Source organism: Kitasatospora sp. NPDC056273 (genome assembly GCF_042268845.1).
GTDB lineage: Bacteria > Actinomycetota > Actinomycetes > Streptomycetales > Streptomycetaceae > Kitasatospora.
Genome location: NZ_JBHJSJ010000005.1, coordinates 20,775 through 40,170, shown reverse-complemented (window position 1 = coordinate 40,170; position 19,396 = coordinate 20,775). Strand labels below are relative to the sequence as shown.

16 protein-coding genes are annotated in these 19,396 nt (G+C 77.4%); 7 read left to right on the top strand and 9 right to left on the bottom strand.

Going from position 1 to position 19,396, the window contains the following annotated elements:
• The first annotated feature begins 299 nt into the window (after nt 1–299).
• Complete coding sequence (locus ACFCY1_RS06100; RefSeq protein WP_375873710.1) at nt 300–3,128, top strand: BTAD domain-containing putative transcriptional regulator; 2,829 nt, start codon at nt 300–302, stop codon at nt 3,126–3,128.
• Nucleotides 3,129–3,201: 73 nt separating this feature from the next.
• Here ACFCY1_RS06100 and ACFCY1_RS06095 read toward each other — a convergent pair whose 3' ends face one another.
• Nucleotides 3,202–3,840 carry a sigma-70 family RNA polymerase sigma factor gene (locus ACFCY1_RS06095; protein WP_074004942.1) on the bottom strand — a complete coding sequence of 213 codons (639 nt, stop codon included), beginning with the start codon at nt 3,838–3,840 and terminating at the stop codon, nt 3,202–3,204.
• A 304-nt stretch (nt 3,841–4,144) separates the two neighbouring features.
• A complete protein-coding gene (locus ACFCY1_RS06090; protein WP_074004943.1) occupies nt 4,145–4,516 on the bottom strand; it encodes a hypothetical protein in 372 nt (123 codons plus the stop codon).
• A 287-nt stretch (nt 4,517–4,803) separates the two neighbouring features.
• Here ACFCY1_RS06090 and ACFCY1_RS06085 point away from each other — a divergent pair, with 287 nt between their 5' ends.
• Entirely contained in the window at nt 4,804–5,754 is a 951-nt protein-coding gene (locus tag ACFCY1_RS06085) for a hypothetical protein (RefSeq protein ID WP_375873709.1), read from the top strand.
• Here the strand turns inward: ACFCY1_RS06085 and ACFCY1_RS06080 are convergent.
• The 6 genes from ACFCY1_RS06080 to ACFCY1_RS06055 form a co-directional block, all read right to left on the bottom strand.
• Entirely contained in the window at nt 5,723–5,899 is a 177-nt protein-coding gene (locus tag ACFCY1_RS06080) for a hypothetical protein (protein WP_375873708.1), read from the bottom strand. The genes ACFCY1_RS06085 and ACFCY1_RS06080 overlap by 32 nt on opposite strands.
• A gap of 490 nt (nt 5,900–6,389) precedes the next feature.
• Complete coding sequence (locus ACFCY1_RS06075) at nt 6,390–9,719, bottom strand: right-handed parallel beta-helix repeat-containing protein (protein ID WP_375873707.1); 3,330 nt, start codon at nt 9,717–9,719, stop codon at nt 6,390–6,392.
• Between the two features lie 106 nt (nt 9,720–9,825).
• A complete protein-coding gene (locus ACFCY1_RS06070) occupies nt 9,826–10,875 on the bottom strand; it encodes a hypothetical protein (protein WP_375873706.1) in 1,050 nt (349 codons plus the stop codon).
• 1,057 nt (nt 10,876–11,932) lie between these two features.
• A complete protein-coding gene (locus ACFCY1_RS06065; protein ID WP_198959472.1) occupies nt 11,933–12,550 on the bottom strand; it encodes a hypothetical protein in 618 nt (205 codons plus the stop codon).
• A gap of 53 nt (nt 12,551–12,603) precedes the next feature.
• Nucleotides 12,604–15,198: a hypothetical protein gene (locus ACFCY1_RS06060; RefSeq protein WP_375873705.1), complete on the bottom strand. Its 2,595-nt coding sequence runs from the start codon at nt 15,196–15,198 to the stop codon at nt 12,604–12,606.
• Nucleotides 15,198–15,347 (bottom strand): hypothetical protein, encoded by a 150-nt coding sequence (locus ACFCY1_RS06055; RefSeq protein WP_158077761.1) that lies wholly within the window; start codon nt 15,345–15,347, stop codon nt 15,198–15,200. Before ACFCY1_RS06055 ends, ACFCY1_RS06060 begins: the two co-directional genes overlap by 1 nt.
• A gap of 174 nt (nt 15,348–15,521) precedes the next feature.
• On the opposite strand from ACFCY1_RS06055, the gene ACFCY1_RS06050 reads away from it, so the two are divergent.
• The 4 genes from ACFCY1_RS06050 (at nt 15,522) to ACFCY1_RS06035 (ending at nt 18,897) form a co-directional block, all read left to right on the top strand.
• A complete protein-coding gene (locus ACFCY1_RS06050) occupies nt 15,522–16,205 on the top strand; it encodes a DUF6308 family protein (protein ID WP_375873704.1) in 684 nt (227 codons plus the stop codon).
• Between the two features lie 231 nt (nt 16,206–16,436).
• The gene (locus ACFCY1_RS06045) at nt 16,437–16,682 is read left to right on the top strand and encodes a hypothetical protein (RefSeq protein ID WP_375873703.1); all 246 of its coding nucleotides are present in this window, start codon (nt 16,437–16,439) and stop codon (nt 16,680–16,682) included.
• 110 nt (nt 16,683–16,792) lie between these two features.
• A complete protein-coding gene (locus ACFCY1_RS06040; protein ID WP_375873702.1) occupies nt 16,793–17,995 on the top strand; it encodes an MFS transporter in 1,203 nt (400 codons plus the stop codon).
• Between the two features lie 164 nt (nt 17,996–18,159).
• Nucleotides 18,160–18,897, top strand: a complete 738-nt coding sequence (locus tag ACFCY1_RS06035; protein WP_375873701.1) for a class I SAM-dependent methyltransferase — start codon at nt 18,160–18,162, stop codon at nt 18,895–18,897.
• Between the two features lie 26 nt (nt 18,898–18,923).
• On the opposite strand, the gene ACFCY1_RS06030 is transcribed toward ACFCY1_RS06035, so the two are convergent.
• Nucleotides 18,924–19,058, bottom strand: a complete 135-nt coding sequence (locus ACFCY1_RS06030; protein ID WP_375873700.1) for a hypothetical protein — start codon at nt 19,056–19,058, stop codon at nt 18,924–18,926.
• On the opposite strand from ACFCY1_RS06030, the gene ACFCY1_RS06025 reads away from it, so the two are divergent.
• On the top strand, nt 19,045–19,395 hold the full coding sequence (locus ACFCY1_RS06025; RefSeq protein WP_375873699.1) for a DUF5825 family protein: 351 nt from the start codon (nt 19,045–19,047) through the stop codon (nt 19,393–19,395). The two genes, ACFCY1_RS06030 and ACFCY1_RS06025, sit on opposite strands and share 14 nt — an antisense overlap.
• Nucleotide 19,396 lies beyond the last annotated feature (1 nt).

The following is a 19,396-nucleotide window of genomic DNA, read 5'->3' as shown; positions in this document are numbered from 1 at the left end:
CCGGGCGGCCACCGCGGCACGGCCCCGCGTCCGCCGCTCCGGACGGGCCGGGCACGGCGGCACGACCCCGCGTCGGCCGTCCGGTGCAACCGTCACCGGCCCCATCGGCATCCCTCTCAGGGGTGCCCCGTGGAGCCCGGTCGGACCGGGGGTGGGCGCCCCGCGCGGGCGGGCGTCCGAGGGCGGGAGCAGCCGTCCGGCGTGGACCGGACAGGTTCTCGCACTACACTGCTCCACCCCGAGGGCCGATGGCCGCTTCGGGTGTGATGTGCGGTTTTGGGGCGAGGTGGGGGGTACCGGTGCGGATTCGGCTGCTCGGGCCGGTGGAGCTGCGGGTCGGGGCGGACGGCTTCGCGAGCGTGGCGGGTGCCCAGCGGCGGGCCGTCCTGGCGATGCTGGCGCTGCGGTTGGGGCTCGTGGTCACCATGGACCAGCTGTGCGAGCTGCTCTGGGACGAGCAGCCGCCGCCCACCGCCCGGGCGGCCGTGCAGGGGCACGTCGCCGCGCTGCGGAAGGTGCTCGCCGACACCCCGTTCGAGCTGCACACCCGGGACTCCGGCTACCTGCTGACCGGGCCGGCCGACGCCGTGGACGCGCTGCGCTTCGAGGAGCTCGCCGGCGAGGCCGAGGGGCAGGCCGGCCTCGGCGACTGCGCCACGGCGGTCGCGCTGCTGGAGGAGGCGCTGCGGCTGTGGCGCGGCGAGGCGCTGGCCGACCTGCCCGAAACCCCCCTGCGGGACGCCGCGGTGGACCGGCTGAGGCAGTCCCGCACCGCCGCCCTGCTCTGCTGGGCCGGGCTGCGGCTGGGCCAGGGCGCCGGGGCCTCGGCCGTGCCGCTGCTGAAGCACGGGGTGCGGCTGGACGGGCTGCGCGAGGAGCTGGTGGCCATGCTGATGCGCTGCCTGCACCAGGCGGGCCGGTCCGCGGAGGCGCTGACCGCCTACCACCAGGCCCGGATCCGGCTGGACGACGAACTGGGCATCAACCCCGGCCCGGCGCTGCGCGCGGCGCTCGCCGAGGTGCTGGCCGACGACCGTACGGCGGAGCCGCCGCCCGCCGCTGCGCCGGCCCCCGGAGCGGCCCCGCAGCCCGCGCCGGTGCCGCGCCGACTCCCCCGCCGCCACCCGGACTTCGTCGGCCGCACCACCGACCTGGCCCGCCTCGACCTGGCCTGCGGGACCGGCCGCGCCGGGGACGGCCCGGTGCTGGTGGTCGGCCCGGCCGGGGTCGGCAAGAGCGCGCTGGTCACCACCTGGGCGCACCGGGCCGCCGACCGCTTCCCGGACGGACTGCTCCACGCCGAACTGCACGGCCTCGCCCCGGACGGCCCCGCCCGGCCCGAGGCCGTCCTGGCCGGCTTCCTGCGCGCGCTCGGCGTACCGGAGGACGGCATCCCCGAGGGGCGCGCCGCCCGGGCCGCGCTCTACCGCGAGCGCACCCGGGGCCGGCGGCTGCTGGTGCTGCTGGACGACGCCGCCGACGCGGACCAGGTCGCCGACCTGCTGCCCGCCGGCCCGGCCGGCACCGCCGTGGTCACCGGCCGGGGCTCGCTGGAGGGCCTGGTCGCCGTCGAGGGGGCCACCCTGCTGCGCCTGGCCGCGCTGCCCGAGGACGACGCCCTGCACCTGCTGGAGCGCGCCCTGACGCCCGAGCGGCTGCGCGCCGAGCCGGAGGCCGCCGCCCGCCTCGCCGGGCTCTGCGACCACCTGCCGCTCGCCCTGCGGATCGCCGCCGCCCGCCTGGCCGACCGGCCGGACCGGACGATCGCCGGGCTGGTCGCCGAACTCGCCGACGAACGGACCAGGCTGGCCGTCCTGGACGCGGACGGCACGCTCTCCGTCGCGGGCCGGCTCGGGCTGACCCACCGCCGGCTCTCCGGACCCGCGGCCGAACTGCTCACCGCCCTGGCCGCCCACCCCGGCCGCGAGGTGGACACCCCGGCGGGCGCCGCCCTGCTCGGCAGCGACACCGCGACCGCCCACCGGGTGCTCGGCGAGCTGGCCTCCCACCACCTGCTCACCGGCACCGCCCCCGGCCGCCACGCCCGTACCGACCTGGTCCGGCTGTACGGCGCCGGGCTGCTCGCCGAACGGCCCGAGCAGCACCGGCGGCTGCTGCGCGACCGCCTGGCCGACCACTACCTCACGGCCCTCGGGCACTGCGGGTCCTTCCTCGACCCCGGCCAGGAGGACACCGCCCCGCCCGCCGGTCCGGCGCAGGCCCTCCCGGCCGTCGGCGACATCCGCACCGCGCTCGACTGGTTCGACGCCGAGGAGCCGGCGGTCTCCGCGCTGGTCGCGTCCCCCGACACCGACCCGGCCCGGGCCTGGCGGCTCGCGCTGACCTGCGGCTCGCTCTACTACGGCGCCAGCCGCTTCACCGACTGGCTCGCCAGCGCCCGGCTGGGGCAGGCCGCGGCCGAACGCTGCGGCGACCCGGTCGCGGTCGCGCTGCTGCTCAACTGCCGGGCGCAGGCCCTGGTCGCGCTGGAACGCCGGCAGGAGTCCGCGGAGGCGGCCCGGAAGGCGGTCGCCGCGGCCGAGTCCGCCACCGGGCCCGCCGCCGCGTCCGCGCACGTCCGAGCGCTCGCCACGCTGGCGCTGGTCACCGCGATGCTCGGCCACGCCGCCGAGGCCGAGCGGCTGGCCGCCGCCGCCACGGCGCTCGCGCTGGAGTCCGGCGACCGCCGCCGGCTGGTCGACGCCAAGGTGCACCAGGGCTGGGTGAGCCTGGCCGCCGGGGACCGGGAGGGCGCCCAGCGCCGGTCCCGGGAGGCCCGCGAGCTGCTGCCGGCCACGCCCGTCACCCAGGTCCACCTCTGGTCGCTGCTGACCGAGGCGCAGGCCCTCGCGCCGACCGTCCGCGACGACGCCGCCGACCTCGCCTGGCACCGGCTGCTCGCTGCCTGCGAGGAGGCCGGCCTGCTGTACCTGCACGCGGTGGCCGAACAGTCCTACGCCGCCTACCTGTTGGCCCGGGGACGGGAACCGGAGGTGCGCGGCCGGCTGCGCACGGCGCTGGACCGCTTCCGCTCGCACGACCGGCAGGCGGGCCACTGCAGCGAGTTCACCACCAGCCTGGAGGAGTCGCTCAACCTCCGCACCGGCCGGCGGGCGACGGACGACTGAACCGGACGGTCGGCGCGAGGGGCCGCGCCCCGGTCGGCCGGTGCTCCTGTCCGTCCAGAGCCGGACGGCCCCGTCAGCCGGCTGCCGAGGCCGCCCCGCGCACCGTCGGGGCGTACCCGTGCTCCGTCGCCAGCACCGGGCGCAGCGCCCGGATCGCGTAGAAGTTGCGGGACTTGACCGTCCCCGGCGGCACGCCCAGCCGGGCCGAGGCCTCCAGCACCGAGCGGTCCTTGAGGTGGAGTTCGACCAGCACCTCGCGGTGGTGCTTCTGCACCCGGCGCAGTGCCAGCGCGAGGTCCCGGGCCACCACCACCTGCTCGTACGGGTCGTCGGCGACCGGCCGGTCCTCGACCGTCTCGCCGATCACCTCCTTGGCGCGGGCGGCGGCCATCCGGTAGTGGTCGATCGCGATCCGCCGGGCGACCGTGAACAGCCAGGGCCGGGCCGCCTCCGCGCCGGCGGCCAGCGCCTCCGGGTGCTGCCAGGCGCGCAGCAGGGTCTCCTGGAGGATGTCCTCGGCCTTGCCGCGGTCCCCGCCGGTGGCCCGCAGCAGCGCGCGCAGCAGGTAGCCGCCGTGCAGCCGGTGGATCTCGGCGAGCACGTCGGGGTCGAGGGTCGGGCGGGCCGGGGCGGTGGCGCCCTCCGGCGCGGCGGCCGGACCCTCGGACGGCGGGGTGACGGACGTGGGCTGGGCGACGGACGGCTTCGACACGCGCTACCTCTCAGGTCGGGCAGGGGGCGCAGCACGGGCAGGGGACGCAGCACGGGCAGGGCGTGCTGGGCACCGCCGGAGATCCCCGGCGGTGGCTGCACCAGCACACTGCCGGAGCCCGCCAAGTCCGCACCAAGGATCCGCCAACGCCCCCGCCCGGGGCACTCGGGCCACCCCCGAGTGCCACCGTTGGCGGGCGCCGACGACTGTTGGCCGGTCGTTAGCGGCCGTGAGCTGCGGCTTCTTCCGCCACCGCCCGGTTCGGCGCCCGGCCCCCCGCCGAGCGCCGCACCGGGCCGCGGTGTCAGCCCTCGGCGAGCGCCCCGAGCAGCTCCCGCACCCCGTCCTCGCCCCGGTGCTCGATCAGCACCGCGACCCAGCCCGCCAACAGCTGCCGCTCCGCCGCCGACCACACCGGTGCCGACGGGTGCTCGTCCACCACCAGTGCCGTCGCCACGCCCAGCAGCCCCGACTCCGGCCGCGGCCGCTCTTCCGGCGCCGCACGCAGCGCCAGCCGCCGGGCGACCGCGATCACCCGCTCCGCCGCCGCCTCGGGCACCGCCAGCCCGGCCGGCCCGGCCGCGCTCGGCGCCCCGGCCCGCACCAGGGCCGCGACGAACTCCCGCGCCTCCGGCCCGTCCGCGGCCATGCCGCGGCCCTCCCCCGTCCCGTTCACGGGACTCACGCTCCTTCCGACTCGGTGACACTCGGCGGACGCCGGGTGCCACCCGATGACGGTACCGATCGGTAGCCGGTCGGGCGGAGGGTTTTCTCGTTACGGGCCTCCCGAAGCGACAGGGGGCGCGCCGTGCGCCCTGTTCCGCTCAACGGGCCCTCCACCACCAGCGGTTCAGCTGAACCGGAGGGTAGCCTTCAGCCGTACTCCCGGCTGTACGGGTAGACCGTACGGTCAGCCGGACCGGAGGCACCCGTCCGGCGCACCAGGGACCGGGAGGTCGTCCGATGGCTTACTCCGACGGCACCGCGGGCGCGGGCGGCACCGCCCCGGCCGCACCCGACTACTCGCCGGCCCTCTGGCCCGAGCCCGTCGCCCTGCTGCCCCGGCTGCCCCCGCGCCCGCTGGACCCGCTCGGCACCGTCCTGATCCCGCCCGCCGAACGGCGGCCGTCCACCCGGGAGCCGGCCGTCGGACCGTCCTCGGCGGCGCCGCTTCCGTTCCTGCCCCCGAGCCCGCCTGCCCCCGCACCGCTGCCCGCACCGCCCGTACCGCGCCTCGACTCCGACCGTCCGCGCACCCTGCGGCTCGCCCTTCCCGGCGGCGGGGAGGCACGGCGGCGGCGCCTGCTCGACCGCGTCCGGGCGCCGCTGCGGACCCGCCACCGGATCGCCGTCCTGGGCGGCCCCGCCGAGGGGGCCGCCGCCCTCCTCGGCGCCCTGCTCACGGAACACCGGGCCCACCCGGTGCTCGTCCTCACCACCGCCGGGCCCGCCGGGAGCGAATGCCGCGCGGGCGGCCGGGTGCTGCGGTCCGTACGGCCGGACCCGGCCGCCCTGCGGGAGGCCCTCGGCGAGGCCGACGGCCACTACCCGGTGGTCCTCGCGGACACCACCGGCGCCCCGGCCGAGGTCCGGCTCGCCGCCGTCGAACACGCCGACCGGCTGCTCCTCTGCGCCCCGGCCTCCGCCACCGGAGCCCGCACCGCCGACGCCCTCCTCGACCACCTCGCCGCCCTCGGCCACCACGGCCTGGCCCGCGGGGCGGTCGCCGCCTTCACCCCCGCCCCGCCCACCGACCGCCCGGTCGCCGACCGCGACCTCCTCTCCCACTTCCGCACCCGCTGCCGCGCCGCCCTCACCCTCCCTGCCGCCCCCGCCGCCCTCCGCTCCCGGGCCCGCCTCGACTACCTGGAACTCGCCGCCCTCATCGGCGACGGCATGGCCGAGCACCGCTGAGCCGCCCCGAGCGCGCCGCCGCCAGGACGTCCGCCAAGCGCTCCAGCGGGGGCACCGCCTCGCACAACGCCGCCTCCGCCCGGTCGAGCGCGGACAGGAAGCCGAGCACCAGCTCTCTCGCCGTCGGCGACTGCCGCTCCGTCATCAGGGCCCTCCGTTCCCGTGCCGTGTCGACATCTCACCCGCCGGGCGCGTCCGGTCCCCGACGGGCCCTGATGGTCCCACGGCGCCGATCACCACGACGAGCGGATTCCTCCCGTCAGGCCCTCGGCCCCGGCCAGACGACCGGCTCGCCTCCGCACGGCCCGGGCGCCGGCCCCGGGCGCGCGGGGCCACGGCGGCGGCCACCGCCGCCAGGGCGACGGCCGCGAGGACGGTGAGGGCGAGGAGGCCCGCCTCGATGCCGGCGCCGCTGTCGGGTGGAGCGGGGCGCGTGGTGAGGACGACCGCCGGGGTGGCAGCGGCCACGGGGCCGACGGTGCCGTGGCCGTACTGATGGCCAGGGCCGCGGGAGGCGGCGGCTTCCCGGTCTTCGGCCGGCTGGTCGACGGTCAGGTCCGGGCGGTAGCCGAGGACGAGGGCGGCAGCGGCCGAGCCCGGGTCGGCCGCCGCCCGGGGGCGGGGCGGCGGCGTGGTCACGCGAAGGTGCCCAGCCGTTCGGCCGGGATGTCCTGCGGCAGCAGCAGGCTGAGTTCGTCCAGGTCCGCCACGTCGACCCGGGAGAGCCGGCCCGCCTGCCGGGTGACCATCGCTTCGAGCACCTGCCGGGCGAACCGGCCGTTGCCGAAGGAGCGGTCGCGCGGGACGGCGCCGAACAGGGTGCCGAGTGCGGCCAGGGTCTCCGGCGTGCAGGTGTAGCCGGCGGTCTCGGCCCGCGCCCGGACGATGGCGACGAGTTCCTCGTCCGCGTAGTGGTCGAAGGTGATCTCCCGGGAGAACCGGGAGGCCAGGCCGGGGTTGGAGGCGAGGAAGCCGCGCATCTCCTCCCGGTAGCCGGCCACGATCACCACGACCTCGTCGCGGTGGTCCTCCATCAGCTTCACCAGGGTGTCCACCGCCTCCTGCCCGAAGTCCCCGCCGCTGCCGTCGCGGGGCGTCAGGGTGTACGCCTCGTCGATGAACAGCACGCCGCCCCGGGCGCGTTCGAAGGCGTCCCGGGTGAGGTGGGCGGTGTGGCCGAGGTAGCGGCCGACCAGGTCGGCGCGGGCGGTCTCGACCAGCCGGCCGGAGGGCAGCACGCCGAGTTCGGCGAGGAGTTCGCCGTACAGCCGGGCGACGGTGGTCTTGCCGGTGCCGGGCGGGCCCGAGAACACCAGGTGGTGGCCGAGGGGGGCGGCGGGCAGCCCGGCCTCGACCCGGCGCCGGGACTGGCGGGTCAGGTTGACCAGGTCCTCGACCTGCTCCTTGGCGGCGGCGAGGCCGACCATGGCGCGCAGCCGGTCGAGCAGGCCGGGCTCCCCGGCCCGCCCCTCGCCGACGGGGGCCGGGGCGAACTCCTCGCCGACGTCGGCGGGCAGCAGCCGGGTGAGCGCCGCGTTGTCGAACTGCTCCAGTTCGGCGAGCCGGGAGGCCTGCCGGTCGACCATCTCCTCGAACACCTTGCGGGCGGCCCGGCCGTTGCCGAACTCCGCGCCCTTGGGCATCCGGTCGAAGTGCGCGGCGAGCGCCTCCCGGGTGCCCTCGGCGAGCTCGTAGCCGTGTCCGCCGGCGGCCTGCTCGACGATCGTGGCGAGCTCGTCGGCGCGGTAGTTCCGGAACTCGACGGTGCGGCTGAACCGGGACGCCAGGCCCGGGTTGGAGGCCAGGAACCCGCGGATCCCGGCCTCGTACCCGGCGACGATCACCACCAGGTCGTCGCGGTGGTCCTCCATCAGCTTCACCAGGGTGTCGACGGCCTCCCGGCCGAAGTCCGGGCCGGCCGCGCCGGAGCCGGCCGACAGGGTGTAGGCCTCGTCGACGAACAGCACCCCGCCGAGGGCCTCCCTGACCACCTCGGTGGTCTTCAGGGCCGTCCCGCCGACGACCGGGGCGACCAGGTCGGCCCGGGCGACCTCGACCAGGTGGCCGCTGCGCAGCACGCCGAGTTCGGCGAGGATCGCCCCGTAGAGCCGGGCGACGGTGGTCTTGCCGGTGCCGGGCGGGCCGGCGAAGACGAGGTGCCGGCTCATCGGCAGGGCGGGCAGCCCGGCCTGCTCGCGGCGGCGGGTCAGCTTGCCGAGGTTGACCAGGGTGGCGACCTGCTCCTTGACGCCCTCCAGCCCGACCAGGGCCCGGAGGACGGCCTGCGGGCCGACGGCCTCCTCCGCGGGGGCTTCCGTACCGTCGCCGGCGGCGTCCGCAGCGACGGTGGTGGCGGCCGCCGTGCCGTGGGCGTCCGGCGAGCGGTTGTCCCGGCTGTCGAGGTTCTCCACCACGAGGCGGTCGGTCGGCGCGGTCTGCCACAGCCCGGCGCCCTGGTTCCCGGCGGCCGTGCAGTCGGTGAGCCGGACGGGCTCCGCGGACTCGGAGCGGAGCCCGTCCACGGTGTTGTCGCCGAGCCGACAGGAGGTCAGGGTGGCCCGGGAGCCGGGCAGCAGGTGCAGCCCGTGCCGCCGGTTGGTCCCCAACCGGGCACGGGTGGCGGCCAGTTCGCCGCCGCGTTCGACGCTCGCGCCGTCGAGGGCGTTGCCGGTGGACTCGACGTCGCGCAGGATGGCGACGCCCCCGGCGCCGACCGAGATCCCGCAGGACCCGCTGCCGCGCACCAGGCCGCCGCCGAGGTGGGTGTGGGCTCCGTCGGCGATCCGCACCCCGTGCCGTCCGGCGTCGACGACGGTGACGTCCTCCAGTCGGCCGCGCCCGTCGCCCAGCACCTCGATCCCGTGGCGGCCGGCGGCGGTGACGGTGCCGCGGCACAGCAGCGGGTCGGCGCCGTCGCGCACCACGATGCCGGCACCGGCCGCGCGGCGGACCTCCAGGCGGTCGAACTCGGCGGCGCTCCCGCCGGTGAGTTCGACACCGTCGGTCCCGGCGTCGCGCACCACCGTCCGCAGCAGGCTGGGCCCGGCCGACCCGCCGACGTGAATGCCGACCCCGGCAGGGGCGGTGACCTCGCAGTCCTCCAGGGTGCCCCGGGCCCGGCCCGCGATGTGCAGACCGTACCCCTGGGGGCGGACGGCGCGGCAGCGGCGCAGCAGCGGGTCGGTGCCGTCGGTGAGGACGTAGCCGTGGCCGCGCACGGCGGTGACGGTGCAGTCCTCCAGCACGACCCGGGCGGCGGAGCCGACGAAGACGCCGAGCGCGCTGTCCCGGATCGCGGTGCGCAGCAGGCGCGTGCTGCTCCGCTCCTCCAGGGCGACGGCCGGCTTGTCGGTGCCGGAGATCTCGCAGTCCTCGACGACGCCGCGCGCCTCGCCGTTGGCGCACAGGCCGTTGCCGCGCGCGTCGCGCAGCACGCAGCGCCGGACGGTCGGGTCGGCCCGCTCGCCGATGACCACGGCCGAGGTGCCGAGGTGCTCGACGACGCTGTCCTCGATCACGCTGGAGCCGGTGGAGGTCTCCACCAGCCCGGCACCGGCCGGGTTGGTGACCCGGCTGCCGCACATGGCGAGTTCGCCCGGCCCGCGGGTGAGCACGGCGGTCCAGGCGTTGCCGATCACCTCGCAGTCCCGCACGGTGAGGCGGCCCCGCGGGACGTCGACGGCGGGCAGCTCGTCGTCCTGCCCCTGGAGCACCAGACCGGTCAACCGGACGGCCTCGGTGAGCACCTGGACCACCGAACCGCGCCGGGGGCTGATCCGCACACTGCCCCGGACGTCGGCGGCGGTGATGCTCACCGCCCTGGTGAGCACCAGGTTCTCGTCGTACCGGCCGGGCCGGACCGAGATCACCGCGCCGCCGCCGGCCGCCCGGAGGGCCTCGCCGATCGTCCGGTAGGAGCCGGGTTCCCGCTGCTCCGCGCAGACCGTCAGCACCGGGCGCGACATGCCTGGGGTTCCCTTCGTCGTGGGGCGTTGTGGTTCGGTCGCTCGGTGGTTCGGTGACTCAGCGGTTCGGTGGCTCGACGGGTCCGGGCCCCGGTGCGTGCCGGGGTCAGGCCGTGCAGGTGGCGCGGACGGCGCTGGCGGCGTGGTGGGCGCCACTGGAGCCGCCCCAGTCCACACCGCGGCTGTGCAGCGTGACGGAGATCGGGCCGCGGTAGGTGAACGGCCCGTTGTTCACCCAACTGCCCCGGCTCGCCGTCTGGTTGATGGTGAACGAGCCCACCTGGCCGCCACCGCTCTGCACCGTGTAGGTGCTCGGGTTGCCGCCGACCTGCTTCACGTCGCCGCTGGCCGGGATGTAGACCGACAAGGTGCAGCTGGTGACCTTGTCCACGGTGAAGGTCCAGACGACCGAGTTGCCGTTGTCGTCCTTGTTGGCGTTGCCGGACATCGGCATCGAGGCGTAGGTGCCGTTGCAGCCGTCGCCGCTGTAGCCGCCGGAGTTGTTGCGCCAACCGCTGCTGCCCTGGTCGAACCAGCCGTTGGTCTTGTACTGGCCGCCGCCCGAGCAGTACGGGCCGGCGATCACGGTGACCGGTGCGGGCGGCTTGGCCGCCGGGGGCGCGGGCTGCTGGGGCGCCGACGGGTTCGGGGCCGGCTTGTTCGGAGCCGGCTGGTTGGGGGCCGGCTGGTTCGGCGCCGGGTTGGCCGCACCGCCGCCGCCCGTGCCGCCGGCGGCCGGGCCACCGCCGCCCGAACCACCCGAGGCGGCGGCCGCGCCGCCCTCCGCGCGATCGCCCCCACCGCCCGAACTCGCGCCGCCCCCAGCGGGGTTGGCCCCGCCGCCGGGAGGAGCGGCCGCACCGGCACCGCCACCGCCGGCCCCGCCACCAGCGCCGCCGCCGGTGCCGTTCGGGGCCGAGGCCGCCTGGTCGCCCGACGCCGGTGCGGCCGAACCGTCCGGCTGCGGTGCCGCCGAGCCCGACTGCCCGTCGGGCGCGACGCCGCCGGCGGTGCCACCGTGCTCGTCGAAGCCGGGGACGTTGGCGGGCGGGGCGTCGGCCTGGGCCGGTCCGTGCGGGTCGCTGCCGCTGCGCTGGGTCACCATCACGGAGGTGCCGACCAGCACCAGGCCGACGGCGACGGCCGCGGCGATCATCGGACGGGAGACCCGGCCGGTGCGCGGCCCAGGGTCCCCCGGACCCACGGGCCCCGCAGGGGTCACCGGGCCGACGGGTGCCGTCGGGCCCTTGGCGGGGGACGGCAGGGGCGCCGGCCCGATACCGGTCCCGGCCGGGAGCCTGGCTCCAACCGTGGACTTGGGCCCGGACGCGGGCTTCGGTCCGGTTCGCGCCCCGTTCGTCGCAGCGCCCGTGGCCCTGGAACTGACACCGACTCCGGCGCCGACACCGGCGCCCGGCTGCACGGGCAGCACCGCCGTCTCGGCGCTCGCGGACCTGGGCCCGGCCTCGGACTTCGGCCCGGGCCGTGCCCCGTTCGTCGCAGCGCCGGTGCCCCCGGCACTGACACCGATACTGGCACCGCCATTGGCGCCGGCGCCCGGCTGCGCGGGCCGCACCGTCGGCGCGGGGCTCGCGGGCTTGGACCCAGCGCTGACACCGGCCTCGGCGCCCGACCTCGCGGGCGGCACCGGCGCCGCAGGGCTCGCGGGCTTCGACCCGGCGCCGGCCTCGGGACCGCCACCCAGCCGCGCGGGCGGGACCGTCGGCGCAGGGCTCGCGGGCTTGGACCCGACCTCGGGCTTCGGACCGGTCCGCGCCCCGCCCGTCGCAGCGCCCGTGGCCCCGGCGCTGACACCGGCACCGGCACCAGTGCCGGTACCGCCACCGGCGCCCGGCTGCGCGGGCGGCGCCGCCGTCTCCGCGCTCACGGGCACCTCCGGCGGCTTCCCCTGGTCCGCCTCGGCCGCCAACGCCCAGTTCACCGCCGGGAGCCGGAAGCCGCCCGGCCTCCGCTCCGGCCCGCCGCGCTGCTCCTCGCCCACCATGCATCCCCTGTGCTCGATGACACTCCTGTGGGGAGCTACGGCCCGCACGGCCGAACCGGTTCAGCCGAAATCGGCGCGCCTCAGGCCCGACCGTCCGGACCGGCTCCGCGCCCGCCACCGGCCGGGTCCCACCCCGCGCCCCTCCCGCCGATCACGTCCCTGTGTTCCGTCCGACGGCCGGCCGCCCGTGCGGGGTTCACCGGGTGGTTCAGAAGGACCAGGAGAGCGGCTCTCCGGTGTACGGGTCCAACCGCTCCTCGATGCGGCGCCGCTCCTCACGCCAGTGGACGAAGTGCGGGGACGGATCGCCCCAGAGGGAGGCGTCGCTGAGCGGACAGCGGTCGAAGCCCTCGGTGAACAGGCGGCGCAGGAACTCCGCCATCCCGCAGTCGTAGAGCTGCCAGTTCGGCGACCCGTGGCGCTCCCACACCAGGACCGGCCACTTGTCGGGGTCGTCGTCGACCGTGAGCCAGCCGAGGATGTCCGCCCCGCAGCTCACCCCCCACGCGATCACCGAGTCCGGCCCGGCCTCGACGCCGGCCGGCCCGCCCTCGGTCGACCAGAGGCTCCGCAGGATGGCGGTCTCCCCGGCCGCGCTGCCGAAGCCCGGGCCCTCGGGCGGCGCCGTGCTCGCCTCGGGGGCCAGGACACCGAACGCCTCGTCGATTCCACCGGCCCCGTACGTGGCCATGAACGCCACGTAGTCGGCGGGGAACCGGACGCCCCAGGCCTGGCCCACCGCGGCCCAGTCCACCTGCTCGTCGGCGCCGTCGTGCGGCGACATGACGGCCTTCAGCGCGGCGACGGATGCTTCCCCTGCTTCCATGACCCCTCCTGTGGTCCGGCTCCGGGACGCACCGTATCCGGCCCCACCGACAGTCAGTCGGCGGGGCCGGAGCCGACACCCAGGGCGAGGGCGTAGCGGGAGGGGTCGGCGGGGCGGACGCGGTCGGCGGGGGCGACGGCGTCGCGGCGGGCGAGCCAGGTGCGCAGCCGCTCGGGGCTCGGGCGGACGCCGCCGATCTCGTGGAGCAGGACCCGGGCCGGACGGCCCTCCTCCGGGTCCGCCGGCTGGACCTCGACCACCTCGAACTCCGCGCCCGGGACGAAGACCACCATGGGCGGGTCGCCCGGCTCGCCGAAGGCCGAGCTGCGGCGGCCGCCGACGGACCAGATGGCGAACTCGATCCCGACGTCCTCCCCCAGGTCCGCCTCGGGCACCGCCAGGGCGGTCACCGGGGCCCGCTCGGTCAGCACCGTGCCCGGGGCGTACGCGGCGAGGTCGCAGGCCCGCGCCGGACCGGCGACCAGCACACCGCCGTAGTACCCGGGCAGCCGCCGCAGGCCGGCGGCCAGGCAGCGCAGGTACGGGCCGTAGCGGCCGGGCTCGCCGGAGCGGGCCGCCGCGAGGAGTTCGGCGCGCGGAGCCAGGGGGCCGGAGTCGCCGGCGTGCAGCAGGAGGGCGACCAGCTCGGGCCCCTGGTCGCCGTCCTCCGCCTGCGCGCGCAGGGCGGGCAGGCGGGTGGCGACGTCCTCGGCCCGCCGGGCCAAGGGCTCGTAGGCGGCGCCGAGTTGGGCGACCAGAGCCTCGCCGTCCCCGGCGGGGGTGGCGGGCTCCGACGGCTCCGGCTCCGAGGACGGTTCCGGGGCCGGGGGCGTCGCAGCGGGCACCTCGGGCTCGGGCTCGGGCTCGACTTCCGGGGCCTCGGCGACCGACTCCTCCACCTCAGGCTCGGACAGCAACTCGGGCTCTGCTAGCGGGACTTCGGCAACCGACTCCTCAGGCTCCTCCACGACGACATCAGGGGCCAATATTGTTCCCTCATGGGCCTCCCCGGGAGCCTCCGCCACCGACGCCCCTTCCGAAGTCGGCACCGTGGCGACGGGCTCCGGAACCGTCACCGGCTCGGAACCGAGCACGGCCACCCGCACCTCCGCGGCCTCGACCGCCTCCTCGCCGACCCAGTCCAGCCCGTACTGCCGCGCGCAGAACCGCCCCACCGCGGCAGACTCCACGTCCAACACCCCCGCCACCACGAGCGCGAGGCGTACCGGCCCGGCCGGGAGCGAGCCCAGCACCGTACCGAGGTGGTCCCAGACCGCGTCCGGAACCGGGCGGCCCGGCGTGCCCACGACCAGCACGGGCTGGGCCGGGTCCGGCCGACGCAGCCGGGGGCCCCGCTCCGGGGTCGCGGCCGGGCGCAGCCACAGTCCGGCCGCCACCGCCTCCACCTCCCAGCCGGGGAAGGCCGGGTAGCGCGCCGCCCCGAGCACCGAAGGCGGCGCGGGGAGAGCCGGAAAACGTCCCGCCCCGGGCCCCGCGGGCGGGCCGGGGAGAGCCGGAAGCCGCCCCGCTCCGGGCCCTGCGGGCGGGCCGGGGAGAGCCGGGAAACGCCCCGCCCCAGGCCCCACAGCCGGGCCCGGGAAGACCGGGAAACGCCCCGCGCCGGGCACCGGAGGCGGGCCGGGAAAGGCCGGGAAGCGGCCCGGACCGGGCCCCGCACCCGGGCCGGGGAGAGCCGGAAAGCGCTCCGTCCCAGGGCCCACACCCGGGCCGGGCCCGACGCGCCAGCCGACGGCGGTGACGGTGCGTTCGCGCGGGCGGGCGGACAACTCGATGAGGTACGGTTCCCAGCCCTCGCCCCCGTCCGGCGCCACGTGGACGTGCCGCACGCCGCACCCGGGCGCCCCCGGCAGGCCCGACCTGGCCACCGGCACGCCGATCGCCGCCCGCACCTCCTGCCCGAGCGAGGCCGCCAGCACGGCGGCCGTCTCGATGAGTTCGAGCGGCGCGGCCCACGGCGCACTCAGCGCGAGGTACTCCCGATGGGGCGCCTGCTCCTTCAACAGGGTCGCAGCGCTGGCCAGTTGGGCACCGCTGGGCAGTGACCGGGCGGGCGCGCCGACGATCAGCAGCAGCCGGTCGCGCGGTGCGAAGGCCCGGTCCAGCACGGCGGGGCGGACCGGTCCCACCTCCGCGTCGGTGATCCAGTACGCCCCGCCGGCCAGCGGGGTGATGGTCGCGTCGGCGGGCCAGCGGCCGCCGAGCGGCTCCGCTCCCCCGCCGGGCCGGCAGCGCCACCACGTCCCGTCCACGGCCGGCAGGGTGCCGTCCGGCTCGACGCTGACCACCGTGTCCGGTGCGACGACGGTCAACCCGCTGCGCCGGGCGAGCAGTTCGGCGGGCCGCCGGCCGTCGGGGCCGACCGCGGCCAGTCCGGAGGCGGCCAGCACCAGCACGTCGGCGTCGCGCCCACGCGCGGCCCGGGCGAGTTCGTCCAGCGAGGCGAGCAGGACGGGTGCCGCGTCCTCGGCGGCGGCGAGCAGCAGCAGCGCCCCCGGCTGGGCGCGTACGGGCGCCAGCGCCTCGGCCAGTCCGTCGGCCTCCGCGCCGGGCGGTGCGATCACGTAGTGCGCGCCGAGCGCCCGCAGCGTCGAGGCGCCGACCGCCTCCGGGGCCTCCACAGCGCCCATCACTCCTCCTCCGCCGGGCCCGTCGTGGCGCCCCGGGTGGTGCGCCGGGTGGGGGTGTCCGGTGCGTCGGGCTCCGCCCGCAACGCATCCGGGACCGGCCTGTTCAGCACGACCGGGTGCGCCCGCACCTGGTCGCGTCGGGACTGCATCCACTTCCTCCCGGGTTCCTCGCGGACGCGCCCGCCGCTTCGCGGACGCACCGCTGCGCGCCCACTACGGTCCTACGGCCCCCGGCACCGGCCCGGTTCAGCGGCCCCCGGACCGGATTGTCGGCCCCCTCTGCCACACTGCCCCCGGACGCACGGATTCGAAGGGGGTCCCTCATGACGGCGCTGTGGATTCCCCCGGTGTACGGGGACACCGGGGCCTCCGTCCGGCTGCTGCGTGCCTACTTCACCCGGCTGCGGGCGAAGGGCGACCACTACTACACGGGCGCCCACTTCGAGCGGCTCGCCGGCGGCGGCGACCGCCCGGAGACGGCGGACGCCTTCACCGCCGACGACCTGCTCGCGATCACCATGCTGAGCGTCTCGGTCGAACCCCACGGAGCCGTCGAGCTGCTCACCGACCCCGACGGGCACTGGGGCCGGCTGCTGTCCGCGATCCCCCGCGACGCCCGACTGGAGGACCCGGCCAGTGCCGCGCTGATCGCCCCCGGCGGGCCGGCCGCCGAGCTGTGGGACCGGCTGGCGAACCCGCGCGCCGCGTACCCGGGCAAGCCGGACGGGGTCGGCCCCGTCGTCGCGGGCAAGCTGCTGGCCCGCAAGCGGCCGCACCTGATACCCGTCTACGACATCCGGGTGAAGGCGCTCTTCCGGCGGCCGAAGGTCGACACCACCTTCTGGTCCGCGCTGGCCGACGCCCTGCGCGCGGACGGCGGGGCGTTCCGCGCCCGGTTGGCGGAGCTCCGTACGGAGGCCGGGATCGGCGAGGACATCGGCGTGCTGCGGGTGCTGGACGTCATCGCCTGGATGCACCAGGGCGAGGCCGGGCAGGCGACGGGCTGACCCCCCGTCCCGCCACCGGGCGGACCTCCGCCGAGCGGGTCCGGGACCGACGGCGGCGGGCGCGGGGACCAACGGCGGCGGGTGCGGAGACCGCCTCCGCGTCAGCAGTTCGTCAGCGGAGTGTCGGCAGCCGTCAATAGCCCGTCAATCCGGGGCCCGGTGCCCCCGGACGGCCCGAAGCTGGACGGACCACGCCTGCACGACCCGCAGGTCGCTCCGGAGGTGAGCCGCATGTCCGTCCTCGCTGCCTTCCATTCCGACGTCCCCGACGCGCGCCGCCACGGCCACGGCCTGCGCGGCGCCTGCGCGCGGGTGCTGGACCGGCTGGCCGCCAGCCCGCTCGACAGCACCGTGCTCGGTGCCTTGGGCGCACCCCGGCCGGCCGCCCGTCCGGCCGGTCTGCGCGCCCGCTGGCACCCCGTGCCCCGGCCGGACGGCACCACCGCCCTCGAATCCACCTGGCACCCGGACCGCTGACCCCACCCTCCCGCGCCCGATAGCCGCCGGGCACGGCCGGACGGCCATTCGGCGCAGCGCTCCCCCGCACGGCACGGCCCCCCTCCCGGGCGCGCGCCTATCGTGGGCGAATGACCGATCGTCGGACCGCCGGGCCTGGTACGGCCCGGGTGGGCCACCTCGTCGCCGCCGCCGCGTTCGCCGTCTGCATGGCGGGCACCACGCTGCCCACCCCGCTCTACGGCCTGTACCAGGAGAAGCTCGGCTTCTCCGAGCTGACGGTGACGGTCGTGTTCGCGGTGTACGCCTTCGGTGTCATCGGCGTCCTGCTGCTGATCGGCAACGTCTCGGACTCCGTCGGGCGCCGGTCCGTGCTGCTCTGCGGGCTGGTCTGCTCGGCCGCCAGCGCCGTGGTCTTCCTGACCGCGGACAGCGTCGCCCTGCTCTGCCTGGGCCGACTGCTGTCCGGGTTCTCGGCGGGCCTGTTCACCGGCACCGGGACGGCGTACGTGCTGGAGCTCGCCCCACCCGGGCACCAGGCCCGCGCGGGCTTCGTCGCGACCGCCGCCAACATGGGCGGGCTCGGCTGCGGGCCGCTGCTGTCGGGCCTGCTCTCGCAGTACGCCCCGTACCCGCTGGTGCTGCCGTTCGTCGTGCACCTGGGGCTGCTCGCGGTCTCCTTCGCCCTCACCTGGATGCTCCCGGAGACGGTCGCCGGGGCCCGTCCGCTGCGCACGGCCCGGCCCGACCGGCCGGCGCTGCCGCCGGAGGTCCGCCGGGTGTTCGTGCCGGCCGGGATCGCCGCGTTCGCCGGCTTCTCCCTGCTGGGCCTGTTCACCTCGGTCAGTCCCGCCTTCCTCGCCACCGGTCTGGGCGTCCACAACCGCGCGGTGGTCGGCCTGGTCGTCTTCACGGCCTTCTTCGCCTCCACCCTCGGCCAGCTCCTGGTGCCCCGGCTGGGCACCGCCCGGGCGGTGCCGCTGGGCTGCCTGGTGCTGATCGCCGGGATGGCCCTGCTGGCCGCCTCGCTCGCCTGGGAGAGCCTGCCGCCGCTGGTGCTCAGCGCCCTGGCGGGCGGCGCCGGGCAGGGCATGGGCCTGCGCGGGGCGGTGGGCGAGGTGGCCGCGGCCGCTCCCCCCGAGCACCGCGGCGGCGCCCTCTCGGCGCTGTTCGTGGTCGCCTACTTCGGCATCTCGATCCCGGTCATCGGGGTGGGCCTGCTGACCGGGCCGCTCGGCCTGACGCACGCGGGCCTGGTCTTCGCCGCCTGCATGGCGGTGCTCGCCGCCGCCTCCGGCCTCTACCTGCTGCGGCAGGCGCGCGCCGCGGGCTGACCCTGCGGGCCGACCTCGCGATCCGATCCCGCGCGCCGCCGTACGCGCCCCCCGCACGCCGTCCGCGCGCGCCCGCCGCCGCCCGCCGGTACCCGCTTGCCGCCCCGGCCGGGTACCGATAGACACGAGCCAGACACCCCGCGCACCACCCGGAGGCCTCCGCCATGAGCGTGACGAGTCGGTACCTGGACGCCTGGGAGGGCTTCTGGCGCGACGCGCCCGAGGAACCGGGCGGGGTGATCTGGGACGCGGAGCCGGCCCGCAGCGCCGAACGCCACCTCACGCTGCTCCGCCCGCACCTGGCGGACCCCGCGCTGCCCATCGTCGACCTGGGCTGCGGCAACGGCACCCAGACCCGCTTCCTCGCCGAGCGCTTCCCGCTCGCCCTCGGGGTCGACCTGTCCGCCGCCGCGCTGGACCTCGCCCGGCGCTGCGACCCGGCCGGGCGGGCCGAGTTCACCCGGTTGGACGCCACCGACCCCGAGGCCGTCCGGGCGCTCCACCAGCGCCTCGGCGACGCCAACGTGTACGTGCGCGGGGTGATCCACCAGAGCGAGCCGGCCGACCGCCCACGGGTGGTCGAGGCCATTCGCATCCTGCTCGGGGACCGCGGCCGGGCCTTCGTGTTCGAGCTCGCCGAGGCGGCCAAGGGCGTGCTGGGCGAGCTCGTCCACGCCCCGGACGGTCCGCCGCCGAAACTGCGCCCGGTGTTCTCGCACGGGCTCGCCCCCGCCGAGGTCGCCGACGCGGTCTTCCCGGAGCTGTTCCGCACGGCCGGCCTCGACGTCCTCGCCACCGGCGAACTGCCGCTGGCCACCACGGAGTCCGCCGCCGACGGCTCCCGGATCGAGCTGCCCGCGCACTGGCTGGTCGCCGGGCCGGGCGGTTCCGCGCCGGACTAGGCCCGGACCGCCGACGCCGCCTGCCCCTACTCGTCCTCGGGTCGGATGTTCAGGTTGCCGCGCAGGACGTCGGCCGGGTCGTACGCCTTCTCCACGGCCGCGAGCCGGGCGTAGTCCGAGACCGAACGGCTCGTCCACCAGCACAAGTTGCTCGACGTCATCACGGTCGACAACATCATCGGCATGGACTACTTCCGTGACTCCCCGCCACGGGCCGCCGAGAGCACGTGGGGCCTGCGCATCCGGGCGCCGGACGTCCTCCAGGTCCGCGACCGCCGCGCCCCGGACGCCTCGGCCCGCTTCGCCCTGGACCACCCCGACCTGGTGGCCACCTTCCGGGCCTGCCTGACCCCCACCGCCCTGGACGACCTCAGCAGTACGGGCCGTGAGGCGGTGCCCGTCCTGGCGTCCGAGGGCCTCGTGCTCGTCACCCGGGGCTGGGCGGTGACGCTCCCGCCCCGCATCCGCCACTGGCCCGTGCCCGACACAGGAGTTTGAT